At 67.8% G+C, this 12,961-nt stretch carries 10 protein-coding genes; 4 read left to right on the top strand and 6 right to left on the bottom strand.

The annotated features are described in order from the left end of the window. Positions 1 to 32 precede the first annotated feature (32 nt). Positions 33 to 2,615 (bottom strand): alpha-glucan family phosphorylase, encoded by a 2,583-nt coding sequence (glgP, locus tag K9U37_RS09205; protein WP_243071424.1) that lies wholly within the window; start codon positions 2,613 to 2,615, stop codon positions 33 to 35. Positions 2,616 to 2,796: 181 nt separating this feature from the next. Here glgP and K9U37_RS09200 point away from each other — a divergent pair, with 181 nt between their 5' ends. Together K9U37_RS09200 and glgB are read left to right on the top strand one after the other, a co-directional pair. Then, complete coding sequence (locus K9U37_RS09200) at positions 2,797 to 4,884, top strand: alpha-1,4-glucan--maltose-1-phosphate maltosyltransferase (protein WP_243071423.1); 2,088 nt, start codon at positions 2,797 to 2,799, stop codon at positions 4,882 to 4,884. A gap of 27 nt (positions 4,885 to 4,911) precedes the next feature. Continuing rightward, complete coding sequence (gene glgB, locus K9U37_RS09195; RefSeq protein WP_243071422.1) at positions 4,912 to 7,119, top strand: 1,4-alpha-glucan branching protein GlgB; 2,208 nt, start codon at positions 4,912 to 4,914, stop codon at positions 7,117 to 7,119. Between the two features lie 73 nt (positions 7,120 to 7,192). Here glgB and K9U37_RS09190 read toward each other — a convergent pair whose 3' ends face one another. Genes K9U37_RS09190 through K9U37_RS09180 form a run of 3 tightly spaced genes read right to left on the bottom strand, consistent with a single transcriptional unit; the run spans position 7,193 to position 9,716 of the window. Then, on the bottom strand, positions 7,193 to 8,083 hold the full coding sequence (locus K9U37_RS09190; protein ID WP_243071421.1) for a tetratricopeptide repeat protein: 891 nt from the start codon (positions 8,081 to 8,083) through the stop codon (positions 7,193 to 7,195). A 13-nt stretch (positions 8,084 to 8,096) separates the two neighbouring features. Further along, entirely contained in the window at positions 8,097 to 8,483 is a 387-nt protein-coding gene (locus K9U37_RS09185) for a DUF3817 domain-containing protein (protein ID WP_243071420.1), read from the bottom strand. Positions 8,484 to 8,537: 54 nt separating this feature from the next. Then, entirely contained in the window at positions 8,538 to 9,716 is a 1,179-nt protein-coding gene (locus K9U37_RS09180) for an acetyl-CoA C-acetyltransferase (RefSeq protein ID WP_243071419.1), read from the bottom strand. A gap of 91 nt (positions 9,717 to 9,807) precedes the next feature. Between K9U37_RS09180 and mce the strand changes: the two genes are divergently transcribed. Beyond that, positions 9,808 to 10,275 (top strand): methylmalonyl-CoA epimerase, encoded by a 468-nt coding sequence (gene mce / locus K9U37_RS09175; RefSeq protein ID WP_243071418.1) that lies wholly within the window; start codon positions 9,808 to 9,810, stop codon positions 10,273 to 10,275. Positions 10,276 to 10,279: 4 nt separating this feature from the next. Here the strand turns inward: mce and K9U37_RS09170 are convergent, their stop codons facing one another. Beyond that, complete coding sequence (locus K9U37_RS09170) at positions 10,280 to 10,585, bottom strand: Rv1322 family protein (RefSeq protein ID WP_243071417.1); 306 nt, start codon at positions 10,583 to 10,585, stop codon at positions 10,280 to 10,282. Beyond that, positions 10,585 to 11,262: an endonuclease NucS gene (gene nucS, locus K9U37_RS09165; protein WP_243071416.1), complete on the bottom strand. Its 678-nt coding sequence runs from the start codon at positions 11,260 to 11,262 to the stop codon at positions 10,585 to 10,587. The genes K9U37_RS09170 and nucS overlap by 1 nt, the downstream gene beginning before the upstream one ends. Before the next feature lie 49 nt (positions 11,263 to 11,311). Here nucS and K9U37_RS09160 point away from each other — a divergent pair, with 49 nt between their 5' ends. Continuing rightward, positions 11,312 to 12,922 (top strand): adenylate/guanylate cyclase domain-containing protein, encoded by a 1,611-nt coding sequence (locus K9U37_RS09160; RefSeq protein ID WP_243071415.1) that lies wholly within the window; start codon positions 11,312 to 11,314, stop codon positions 12,920 to 12,922. Positions 12,923 to 12,961 lie beyond the last annotated feature (39 nt).

Below are 12,961 nucleotides of genomic sequence, written 5' to 3'. Positions count from 1 at the left end.
TAGGCTGCTAACCGCGTCTGGAGCCGTCAGCGTTACGCCAGAGCCACCAGGCCCAATTCGTTGTCACCGGCCAACAGGGGGTTATGCGGCAGCACCCGCACGGTGTAGCCGACCGATCCGGCCACCGGAAGTGGCGTCGTGGTGGAGAAGATCTCCGTGTCGCCGTCACCCGATCCGGTGTGAACCATGCCCACATAGGTGGGCTCCTGTAGGACGTCGGCGGCGTCGACTCGGCCCAGCACGGCCTGCACCGCGACCTCGTCGGGCTTCAGGCCGGCCAGTTGCACGGCCGCGGTGAGCGTGAGCTGCGACCCCAGCACCGGGGTGTCCGGCAGACCGGTGCTGTCGACATCGGTGATGGTGACCTTCGGCCAGGCCTCGCGCGCCCGAAGGCGGTATGCGGTCAGCTCGCGGGCGACGCCGAAGGGCAGGCCATCGATCGGCTGGACAGTCCGGCGCAGCGACTGGGCGGCCGGGGCGTAGTACTTCTCGGTGTAGTCGCGCACCATGCGCGATGCGAGCACCTTGGGGCCCAGCGACTGCAGGGTGTGGCGGACCATCTCGACCCAGCGGGTCGGCACACCGGTGCCGTCGCGGTCGTAGAACTTCGGGCCCACCGATTGCTCCAGCAGGTCGTAGAGCGCGGCGGCCTCCAGATCGTCGCGGCGACCTTCGTCGGCCAGTCCGTCGGCAGTCGGTATCTCCCAGCCGTTTTCGCCGTCGTACCACTCGTCCCACCAGCCGTCGCGGATGGACAGGTTCAGCCCGCCGTTCAAGGCGCTCTTCATGCCCGACGTGCCGCACGCCTCCAGCGGTCGCAGCGGATTGTTCAGCCACACATCGCAACCCCAGTACAGCAGCCGCGCCATCGACATGTCGTAGTCGGGCAGGAAGGCGATGCGATGCCGAACCTCGGGCCGGTCAGCGAACTTGACCACCTGCTGGATGAGGGCCTTTCCGGCGTCGTCGGCGGGGTGCGACTTACCCGCGACGATCAGCTGAAGCGGCCTGTCCGGGTCGAGCAGCAGCGCCTCGAGCAGCTCGGGGTCGCGCAGCATCAGGGTCAGGCGCTTGTAGGTGGGAACCCGCCTGGCGAACCCGAGCGTCAGCACGTCTGGATCGAAAGCCGTTGCAATCCAGCCCAATTCGGCCTCTGACGCACCGCGTTCCAGCCAGGAGCGGCGCAGCCGCAGTCGCACGTCGTCGACCAGCTTGGCGCGCAGCTGCGACCGGATCCACCAGATGTGGCCGGGCTCGACCTCCTGCAGGCGTTCCCACACCTGCGGCTCGCGCAATGCCTCGGCGGAACCCGCGAGCTCGCGGCCCAGTTCCAGCCACTGCGGAGCAGCCCATGTCGGGCCGTGCACACCGTTGGTGATGGAGCCGATCGGAACCTCTGCAGGGTCGAAACCGGGCCACAGTTCGTCGAACATGTGGCGGCTGACCCACCTGTGCAGCAGCGACACCCCGTTGGCGCGCTGCGCGAGCCGCAGGCCCATGTGCGCCATGTTGAACATCAGCGGGTCGTCCTCGGCGCCGAATGCCAGCACGCGTTCCACCGGAACGCCGGGCAGCAGTCCATCGGGACCGTCGTCGCCGAGATAGCGCTGCACCATCTCCTCCGGGAACCGGTCGATACCCGCCGGCACCGGTGTGTGGGTGGTGAACACCGTGCTGGAGCGCACCACCGTCAGCGCGGTGTCGAAGTCAAGCCTGTCCGAGGCCATGAACTCGCGGATGCGCTCGACGCCGAGGAAGCCGGCGTGGCCCTCGTTCATGTGGAACACATCCGGCGCGGGCAGGCCCTCGATGGCGGTGTACGCGCGGATGGCGCGCACGCCGCCGACGCCGGCCAGCAGCTCCTGCTTGATGCGGTGCTCCTGGTCGCCGCCGTAGAGCCGGTCGGTGACGTTGCGCAGATCGTGCTCGTTCTCCGGGATGTCGGAGTCGAGCAGCAGCAGTGGAATCCGGCCGACCCGGGCCACCCATACCCGGGCCCGCAGCTGGGCGGACTCCGGCATGGCCAGCTCGACGAGCACCGGCGCACCGGCGGCGTCGGTGAGCAGACGCAGCGGAAGGCCCTGCGGGTCCAGCGACGGGTAGTTCTCCCGCTGCCAGCCGTCGGCGGTCAGCGACTGGCGGAAGTAACCGGACCGGTAGTGCAGGCCCACCGCGATCAACGGCAGGCCGAGATCCGAGGCTGACTTGAGGTGGTCACCGGCGAGAATGCCTAGGCCGCCCGAGTAGTTGGGCAGCACTCCGGCCACGCCGAACTCCATCGAGAAGTACGCGATGCCGGTGGGCATGTCGGCCGGATTGTGTTCCTGGTACCACATCGGCCTGGCCAGGTAGTCGTCGAGATCGGCGGACAGCGCGTCCAGACCGGCGAGGAATGCCTGGTCGCCGGCCAGCTCGTCAAGGCGCGCGGGGTTGACCGCCCCCAGTAACGCGACCGGATCCTGACCAGCCTGCCGCCACAGTGCGGGGTCGATCGACGCGAAGAGATCCTGTGTCGGTTTGTCCCACGACCACCTCAGGTTGGTGGACAACCGGCCGAGCGCGGAGAGCCGCTGGGGCAGGTGGGCACGGACCGTGAACCTACGCAGCGCCTTCACGGGTCCCAACCTTAGCTGAGCGCGCCAGCCGCGGGTGCGCTTCTTCCACCCGCGCCGGTCGGCCCACTACGGTGTGAACAGAGCGTGATGCGGTTACCCCGAGAAGGCACGAGAGCGACAGCACGACGAAACCGGCGCGGCACAGGCCACGTCGTTACGAGTCACGAATGGAGTGGTTTGGGTGCCCGGTCGTATCGAGATCGATGACGTCGCGCCCGTTGTGTCCTGCGGTACCTATCCGGCCAAAGCGGTCGTCGGGGAGGTGGTCCCGGTGTCGGCGTCGGTCTGGCGCGAGGGCCACGACGCGGTAGCCGCTACGTTGGTCGTCCGCTACCTGGGAGCGGCCTATCCACAACTCGGACAGCACCCCGCCCGGCGGGTCAAGGCGCTCGAGGGCGGGGAGGTGGCCGCGCCCGGCCCAGCCACCAGCCGGATCAAGCCGCAGCTGTACGCGATGTCGACCGGCCGTACGCCGGACCTGTTCCACGGCCAGTTCGTGCCCGACCGGGTGGGCCTATGGACCTACCGGATCGACGGGTGGGGCGATCCGATCGCGACATGGCACCACGCCGTGACGGCCAAACTCGACGCCGGTCAGGGTGAAACCGAACTGAACAACGATCTGCTGGTGGGAGCCCGGCTGCTGGAGCGCGCCGCCACCGGCGTTCCCCGCGACCGCCGCACGCCGCTGCTGCACGCCGCCGCGGCGCTGCGCGAGCCGGGCGATCCGGTCACCCGTGCGGCGCTAGCGTTGTCGCACGAGGTCACCGGCCTGCTGGCGCAGTATCCGCTGCGGGAACTGATGACCCGCGGCGCCGCCTACGGCGTGTGGGTGGACCGCCCGCTTGCCCGGTGCAGCGCCTGGTACGAGCTCTTTCCGCGGTCCACCGGAGGGTGGGACGCCGGGGGCAGGCCGGTGCACGGCACATTCGCCACCGCGGCAGCGGCGCTACCGCGGGTCGCCGCGATGGGCTTCAACGTGGTCTATCTACCGCCGATCCATCCGATCGGCAAGGTGCACCGCAAGGGCCGCAACAACGCCGTGACCGCCGAGCCGGACGATGTGGGCTCGCCGTGGGCCGTCGGCAGTGACGAAGGCGGCCACGACGCACTGCATCCCGACCTCGGCACGATTGAGGACTTCGACCGGTTCGTCGCCGCCGCCCGGGACAACGGTCTGGAGGTGGCGCTGGACCTGGCGCTGCAGTGCGCGCCGGATCACCCGTGGGCCAAGAACCACCGGCAGTGGTTCACCGAGCTTCCCGACGGGACGATCGCCTACGCGGAGAACCCCCCGAAGAAGTATCAGGACATCTATCCGCTGAACTTCGACAACGATCCGGCCGGCTTGTACGACGAGGTGCTGCGGGTGGTGCGGCACTGGATGGACCACGGGGTCAAGATCTTTCGGGTCGACAACCCGCACACCAAGCCGCCGAACTTCTGGGCCTGGCTGATCAGCGAGGTCAAGTCTGCCGACCCCGACGTGTTGTTCCTCTCGGAGGCCTTCACCCGACCGGCGCGACTGTACGGTCTGGCCAAACTCGGCTTCACGCAATCGTATTCGTACTTCACCTGGCGTACGGCCAAGTGGGAGCTCGAGGAGTTCGGCCGCCAGATCGCCGAGCACGCCGATTACGCGCGGCCCAACCTGTTCGTCAACACCCCCGACATCCTGCACGAGAGCCTTCAGCAGGGCGGTCCGGGCATGTTCGCGATCCGGGCCGTGCTGGCCGCCACCATGGGCACGTCGTGGGGCGTCTACTCCGGCTTCGAGCTCTTCGAGCACGTCGCAGTCCGCGAGGGCAGCGAGGAGTACCTGAACTCCGAGAAGTTCGAGCTGCGGCCCCGCGACTTCGAGGCGGCGCTGGCCGAAGGACGCTCGCTGGAGCCATTCCTCAAGCGCCTCAACGAGATTCGCCGCGTCCATCCGGCCCTGTGCCAGATGCGCACCATCACCTTCCACCACGTCGACAACGACGCACTGCTGGCCTACAGCAAGTTCGATCCCGTCACCGGCGACACCGTGCTGGTGGTCGTCACCCTCAACGCGTTCGCCGCCGAAGGGGGAACCTTGTGGCTGGACATGCCCGCATTGGGTATGCACCCCTATGACCACTTCTGGGTTCGGGACGAGATCACCGGGGAGGAATACCAATGGGGGCGGTCCAACTTCGTACGCATCGAACCGGCCAGAGCCGTCGCACACATCCTGAACATGCCATTGATTCCCGCCGAGCAGCGCGCGGGTCTGCTTCGGCGCGTATGACGCGAACGAGAGGAGCCTAGGGGACAAATGACGAGATCCGAAGAGCTCGCCAGCCCTTACCTGGCGCCGGACCCCGGAGATCTGGCCCGCCTGGTGGCCGGGGTGCACCACAACCCGCACGGCATCCTCGGTGCGCATGAGTACGACGACCACACGGTGATCCGCGCGCTGAGGCCCCACGCACTCGAGGTGGTGGCCCTCGTCGGCGGTCAGCGGTATCCGTTCACCCGCATCGACTCCGGCCTGTTCGCGGTTGCCCTGCCGTTCACCAACCTCGTCGACTACCGACTGGAGGTCAGCTATCCGGGTGCCGACGGGAGACCGGTGACGAACACCGTGGCTGACGGCTATCGGTTCCTGCCGACCCTCGGTGAGATCGACCTGCATCTGTTCGCCGAGGGACGACACGAACGGCTGTGGGAGATTCTCGGCGCGCACCCGTGCTCGTTCACCACCGCCGACGGCGTGGTAGACGGTGTGTCGTTTGCGGTGTGGGCCCCGAATGCCAAGGGCATCAACCTCATCGGTGAGTTCAACCACTGGGACGGCAATGATGCGCCGATGCGCGTGCTGGGCTCCTCGGGGGTCTGGGAGTTGTTCCGGCCCGGCTTCCCCACCGACGGCCTCTACAAGTTCCGCGTACATGGCGTCGACGGCTCGGTCACCGACCGTGCCGACCCGTTCGCGTTCGCCACCGAAGTGCCGCCGCACACCGCCTCGAAGGTCTCGGTGTCGAACTACACCTGGGACGACGCCGAGTGGATGGCCCGGCGCGCGACGGTCAATCCGGTCTTCGAGCCGATGAGTACCTACGAGGTCCACCTCGGCTCCTGGCGCCCGGGGCTCAGCTACCGCGAGCTCGCTGAGCAGCTCACCGAATACGTCGTGGCGCAAGGCTTCACCCACGTCGAGTTCCTGCCGGTCGCCGAGCATCCGTTCGGCGGGTCGTGGGGCTATCAGGTGACCTCGTACTACGCGCCGACGTCGCGGTTCGGCTCCCCCGATGACTTCCGGTTCCTCGTTGACGCGCTGCACGCGGCGGGCATCGGTGTGATCGTCGACTGGGTGCCCGCGCACTTCCCCAAGGACGACTGGGCGCTGGGCCGCTTCGACGGCACCGCGCTCTACGAGCATTCCGATCCGCGCCGCGGTGAGCAATTGGACTGGGGCACCTACGTTTTCAACTTCGGCCGGCCCGAGGTGCGCAACTTCCTGGTAGCCAACGCGCTGTACTGGCTCCAGGAGTTCCACATCGACGGCCTGCGGGTCGACGCGGTGGCCTCGATGCTCTACCTGGACTACTCGCGACCGGCGGGCGACTGGACCCCGAACATCTACGGCGGCCGGGAGGACCTCGAGGCGGTGCACTTCCTGCAGGAGATGAACGCCGCCGTGCACAAGGCCGCTCCGGGCATCGTCACCATCGCCGAGGAGTCCACCGCGTGGCCGGGTGTCACCAGGCCCACCAACCTTGGTGGCCTTGGCTTTTCGATGAAGTGGAACATGGGGTGGATGCACGACACCCTGGACTACATCAGCCGCGACCCCATCTATCGCACCTATCACCACCACGAGATGACGTTCTCCATGCTGTACGCGTTCAGCGAGAACTACGTGCTGCCGCTCAGCCATGACGAGGTTGTGCACGGCAAGGGCACACTGTGGGGACGCATGCCGGGCAACGACCACGTCAAAGCCGCCGGGCTGCGCAGTCTGTTGGCCTACCAGTCGGCGCATCCCGGCAAGCAACTGCTGTTCATGGGGCAGGAGTTCGGGCAGCGCGCGGAGTGGTCCGAGGAGCGCGGGGTGGACTGGTACCAGCTCGACGAGAACAGCTACTCCAACGGTGTGCAGAAGTTCGTCGCCGACATCAACCAGATCTACCGCAGCCGTCCGGCGTTGTGGAGCCAGGACACCCGACCCGAGGGCTACTCGTGGATCGACGCCAATGACTCGGCCAACAACGTGCTGAGCTTCCTGCGTTATGGTAGCGACGGTTCGGTGCTGGCCTGCGTGTTCAACTTCTCCGGCACCGAGCACACCCGCTACCGGCTCGGCCTGCCGCATGCCGGCACCTGGCGGGAGGTGCTCAACAGCGACGCGACGATCTACAACGGCGCAGGGGTGGGCAATTTCGGGGCCGTTGAGGCCACCGACGACCCGTGGCACGGCCGGCCTGCCTCGGCCGTGCTGGTCCTGCCGCCCACCTCGGCGATCTGGCTCGAGCCTGCCTGATTTTCCCTCGCGAGCAGACGCAAACGCCCCCAAAACCTCGGCGTGTCGGGCACCTTTGCGTCTGCTCGGCGGACTAGTACAGCGCGTTGGCCAGGTTGCGCCGGCCCTTGATCACGTCCGGATCGGCGGGGTCGAACAGCTCGAACAGCTCGATCAAACGGGTGCGCACCGCGGAGCGCTCGTCACCGGATATCCTGCGTACCAGGGCAATCAACCGGTCGAAAGCAGCGGTCACATCCTGATTGAGGATTTGGACGTCGGCCGCCGCGAACGCCGCCTCGATGTCATCGGGTTCGGCATCGGCGACGCCAACCGCGTCCGGGCGGTGCGCGGTGGCGCGCTCCAGGAAGGTGATCTGCGTCAGCGCGCCCCTGGCTTCCGCATTGCCGGGGTCGGCGTCGAGGACGGCCCGGTATGCCGCCGAGGCCGCCGCGAAATCGCCGGCCTCGAGATGCTCGCGCGCCTGGGCGAGCGCCGGGTCGACCTGCTCGACGTCGTCGGAATCCGGCCCGCCACCAAGCTTTCCGGCGGTCGCCGCGAGCAGCGAGTCCACCCAGCGCCGCAACTGCTCGGGCGGCTGCGGTCCCTGGAAGCTGGCCAGCGGCTGACCCCCCGCCAGCGCCACGACGGTGGGCACCGCCTCGATGCCGAACATCTGGGCGACCCGGGGCACCACATCGACGTTGACGGTGGCCAGCGACCATTTCCCGCCGTCGGCGGCCGCCAACCCGGCGAGCACGTCGGCCAGCTGGACGCAGACTTCGCTGCGCGGGGACCACAGCAGCACGACGACTGGAACCCGACTGGACCGGAGCAGTGCCTCGGCTTCGAAGTTGGCCTCGGTGATCTCGACACCGCCGGCGGGTGCCGAACCGCCCGCCGAGTCCTGGGCTCGCTGCTTGAGGACGGAGAGGTCGACGGCACCGGCCAACGCCGGCGAGATCGAAGGGCGTGGACGCGTCACGCCCTCAAGTCTGTCACGTCAGCGAGCGTGCCGAATCCACCGGCTCGGCAGAGCCGTCCGGGGCCTTCTGAGACCCGCGCGCGGGGCCCAATTTCGCGCCCCGATCGGCCCATATGAGGAAGATCACACTACCCAGCGGCACGATACTGCCCAGCAACGCCAGCAACCATGTCCCGGCGCTCCACGAGCAGGCGATGCCGGCCAGCACCGCGGTGACCACGAACGCGATGAAGACCAGGCCGTGCGCCATTCCGAAGACCTCGACCCCGATCTCGGTGCGCGGGCTGCCCAGGTACTTGAAGTACATCCCGATCAGCAGCCCGACCCAGCTCACTGCTTCGGCCAATGCCACCACCCGGAACCGTCCAGCGGTGCTGCGGATGTCGAAAGCGCTCGTCATGGCGCCATTGTGCCGGACCGCCGACCCAGCTACTACGTGCCGTAGTCGACTCGGCTAGGCCCGCAGGATCAGAGCGTCGCCCTGGCCGCCCGCGCCGCACAGCGCCGCCACCGCATACCCCGAACCGCGCCGAGCGAGCTCCAGGGCGGCGTGCAGCGTGATGCGCGCGCCGGACATGCCGATCGGGTGGCCCATCGCGATCGCGCCGCCGTTGCGGTTGACCCTTTCCGGGTCCACCCCCAGTTCACGGGTCGAGGCCATCGCCACGGCGGCGAAAGCCTCGTTGATCTCGATGACGTCGAGCTGGTCAGCGGAGATGCCCTCGCGGGCGAGCGCCTTCTTGATGGCGTTCGCCGGCTGCGACTGCAGGGTGGAGTCCGGGCCGGCGACGACGCCGTGGGCGCCGATTTCGCACAGCCACGTCAGGCCCAGTTCCTGGGCTTTGGCCTTGTTCATGACCACGACAGCGCAACCGCTGTCGGAGAGTTGGGACGCCGAGCCAGCGGTGATGGTGCCGTCCTTGCGGAAGGCGGGCTTGAGACCGGACAGCGACTCCGCCGTGGTGTTCGCCCGGATGCCTTCGTCCTCGAGAAACTCGATCGGGTCGCCCTTGCGCTGCGGGATGGCCACCGGGACGACCTCGTCGGCGAAGACGCCGTCCTTCCAGGCCGCGGCGGCCTTCTGGTGCGAGGCCGCGGCGAACTCGTCCTGCTCGGCCCGGGTGAATTTGTCCTCGTCGTTGCGCTGCTCGGTCAGCGCACCCATCGGCTGATCGGTGAAGACGTCGTGCAGGCCGTCGTAGGCGAGGTGGTCGAGCACGGTGACGTCGCCATACTTGTAGCCTTCGCGGCTGTTCATCAGCAGGTGGGGGGCCTTGGTCATCGACTCCTGGCCGCCGGCGACGACGACGTCGAACTCACCGGCCCGGATGAGCTGGTCGGCCAGGGCGATGGAGTCGATGCCGGACAGGCACATCTTGTTGATGGTCAATGCCGGCACGTCCCAGCCGATCCCGGCGGCCACCGCGGACTGGCGGGCGGGCATCTGGCCCGCACCGGCCGTCAGCACCTGACCCATGATCACGTACTCGACGAGCGAGGCCGGAACGCCTGCCTTCTCCAGGGCGCCCTTGATGGCGATCGCGCCCAGATCGCTGCCCGAGAGATCCTTCAGCGAACCCATCAGCTTGCCGATGGGAGTCCGCGCTCCAGCAACAATCACAGATGTCGTCATCACTACCTCCAAGGGTGTTTCGAGCCGCTCCGCTACGGCTATTCACAGATCCACCAGTGTTGGATCCCTTGTCTTAGGTTACCTTTGCGTTATGACTGCTGAGCAAATTGACGCCCCTCCAGTCCTGGCCAGCGCGCTCGTCACGGGTGTCGACCACGTCGGTATCGCCGTGCCGGATCTCGACGTGGCGATCCAGTGGTACCACGAGCATCTCGGCATGATTCTGGTGCACGAGGAGATCAACGAAGACCAGGGCATCCGTGAGGCCATGCTGTCTCTGCGCGGCGCGTCGTCCGACTGCGCCCAGATCCAGCTGATGGCCCCGCTCGACGAGAACTCGACCATCGCCAAGTTCATCGACAAGCGTGGCCCCGGCATCCAGCAGATGGCCTATCGGGTCAGCGACCTCGACGCACTCTCCGAGCAGCTGCGTAGCCAGGGTGTGCGGCTGATCTACGACGCACCGCGCCGCGGTACCGCCAGCTCGCGCATCAACTTCATCCACCCCAAGGACGCCGGCGGCGTGCTGGTGGAGCTCGTCGAGCACGCCGCTCACTAGAGCGCTACGACCACTTCCGGGTCGGACCGCGGTTCGAGCGGTTGGCCCAGCACGGCGAGTGCCAGTGCCGGCGGTCCTCCACACCGGCATCACCGGCCGCCCCCTCGTCGACCCGCCACACCACCACATGGGCTGCGCCGCTGCGGATCTCGTGATCGCATCCCGGGCAGCGGTAGTTCTTGACGGCACGCGCCGCCGCGATCGGACGCACCTCGTAGTCGTAGCCGTCGGTACCCGCTTCGATGCGGCGATGCCCAGGCAGCGGCGGCAGACCGGTCCCCTTCCGGCGTTCCGGTCTGCGGCCTGGCATCAGAACAGCCGGAACTCGTCGCTGTCCATACCGCGCATCTTGTCGTAATCCAATGCGACACAGCGGATTCCGCGGTCGGCGGCCAGGGTGCGCGCCTGCGGCTTGATCTGCTGGGCGGCGAACACGCCGGTGACCGGAGCCAGCAGGCTGTCGCGGTTGAGCAGCTCGAGGTAGCGCGTCAGCTGTTCGACACCGTCGATCTCGCCGCGGCGCTTGATCTCCACGGCCACCGAGCGGCCCTGCTCGTCGCGGGCCAGGATGTCCACCGGCCCGATGGCGGTCATGTACTCGCGGCGCACCAGGGTGTAGCCGTCACCGAGCAGCTCGATGTGCTCGGCCAGCAGCTCCTGCAGATGGGCTTCGACGCCGTCCTTCACCAGACCGGGATCGACGCCGAGTTCGTGGCTGGAGTCGTGCTCGATCGCCTCCAGCGTGATGCGCAGCCGCTCGCCGGCCTTGTTCTCCACCACCCACACCGCATCAGGGCCGTCGTCGGCCTCGTTCTCGGTGAGCCAACAGGGCGGGCTCATCCAGTTCAGCGGCTTGTAGGCACGGTCGTCAGCATGCACGCTGACCGAGCCGTCGGCCTTGACGAGCAGCAGTCGCCGCGCGGAGGGCAGATGAGCGGTGAGCCGGCCGACGTAGTCGACGGTGCACTGGGCTATCACGAGGCGCACTGCACAAGCTTAGGGTCCGCGGGTCCCGACAAATTAGGCTGACGCCACCATGAGTTCCCACCCGAGCGTTGCGCAGCGGTTGGGCCGTGTGCTGGAGCGCGTCACCAGGCAGAGCGGCCGGGTGGCCGGCACACCTGCGTACGGGTCGCTCCTGCTGGGTAAGGTCACCGAGAGCGGGGCCCGTCGGCGGGTGCGGATCCAGACCCTGCTCACGGTGTTCATGCTGACGGTGAACGTCATCGGGGTCGCGGTGGCCACCCTGCTGGTGACGGTGGCCTTCCCGGTGCCCAGCGTGTTCCGTGACGTGCCGCGCTGGCTGACCTTCATCGTGGCGCCCGCTTACGCGGCCGCGGCGCTGGCATTCGGCAGCTGGTGGATAACCCGTCGCACGGTCAACGATCTGCGCTGGGCGATCGAGGGCCGGCCGCCGATGCGTGCTGACCAGCGCAACGCCTTCTTCACACCGTGGCGCGTCGCGATCGCTCAGCTGCTGCTCTGGACGGTGGGCACGACGGTGTTCACCGTCCTCTACGGGGTGTACGACACCGACTTCATCCCCCGACTGGCGTTCGGAGTCGGGTTCTGTGGTGTGCTGGTGGCCACCAGCGCCTACCTGTTCACCGAATTCGCAATGCGGCCGGTTGCTGCCCAGGCACTGGCCGCCGGTCCGCCGCCGCACCGGCTGGCGCCCGGGATCATGGGCCGCACTATGACCGTGTGGATGCTCGGCTCGGGAGTTCCCCTGATCGGCATCGGACTCACGGCGCTGTTCTCGCTGATCCTGCAGAACCTCAGCAAGACCCAGCTTGAGGTCGGCATCCTGATCATCGCGACAGGCAGCCTGATCGCGGGTTTCATCCTGATGTGGATTCTGGCCTGGCTCATCGCGACTCCGGTCCGGGTGGTGCGCGACGCGCTCAAACGCGTGGAGGACGGCGACCTCGACGCCACCCTGGTGGTCTTCGACGGTACCGAACTCGGGGAACTGCAAAGAGGTTTCAACTCGATGGTCGACGGGCTGCGTGAGCGTGAGCGAGTGCGTGACCTGTTCGGCCGCCACGTCGGACGCGAGGTCGCCGCCGCCGCCGAACTGCGGCGACCGACGCTGGGCGGCGAAGAGCGCCATGTCGCAGTGATTTTCGTCGACATCGTCGGCTCCACACAGCTTGTCAGCACCCTGCCGCCCCAGCAGGTCGTCGCGCTTCTCAACCGGTTCTTCGCAGTGGTCGTCGAAGAGGTGAACAACCATCACGGGCTGGTCAACAAGTTCGAGGGCGATGCGACGCTGGCGATCTTCGGCGCTCCGGTGACCCTGGACAAGCCCGAGGACGACGCATTGGCCGCCGCCCGCGCGATCGTGGCGCGACTGGAACGCGAGGTGCCCGAGTGCCCCGCGGGGATCGGCGTGGCGGCCGGCCGGGTGGTCGCCGGGAACATCGGCGCCAACGAACGATTCGAGTACACCGTGATCGGTGAGCCGGTCAACGAGGCGGCGCGGCTTTCGGAGTTGGCAAAGTCCCGCCCCCACCGGGTGCTGGCCTCCGCCGCCGCGGTCAGCGCGGCCGACGACGAGCGCCGCTGCTGGGAGTTGGCCGAGATGGTGACGCTCCGGGGCTATGAACAGCCGACGCGGTTGGCTACTCTGGCTCACCTGAGCTAGCGAATCCGATTGCGCCCAACGATCTTCGGGCCTCGTCGC

This window comes from Candidatus Mycolicibacterium alkanivorans (genome assembly GCF_022760805.1).
Classification (GTDB): Bacteria; Actinomycetota; Actinomycetes; order Mycobacteriales; family Mycobacteriaceae; genus Mycobacterium; species Mycobacterium alkanivorans.
This window is presented reverse-complemented; position numbering and strand designations above follow the sequence as displayed.

Coding starts and splice junctions, on each gene's coding strand:
- K9U37_RS09170 (WP_243071417.1), bottom strand. CDS start 10,585: ATGCCAGGCCGCAGACCGGAACGCCGGAAGGGGACCGGTCTGCCGCCG.
- K9U37_RS09160 (WP_243071415.1), top strand. CDS start 11,312: ATGAGTTCCCACCCGAGCGTTGCGCAGCGGTTGGGCCGTGTGCTGGAG.
- K9U37_RS09185 (WP_243071420.1), bottom strand. CDS start 8,483: ATGACGAGCGCTTTCGACATCCGCAGCACCGCTGGACGGTTCCGGGTG.
- K9U37_RS09180 (WP_243071419.1), bottom strand. CDS start 9,716: ATGACGACATCTGTGATTGTTGCTGGAGCGCGGACTCCCATCGGCAAG.
- mce (WP_243071418.1), top strand. CDS start 9,808: ATGACTGCTGAGCAAATTGACGCCCCTCCAGTCCTGGCCAGCGCGCTC.
- glgB (WP_243071422.1), top strand. CDS start 4,912: ATGACGAGATCCGAAGAGCTCGCCAGCCCTTACCTGGCGCCGGACCCC.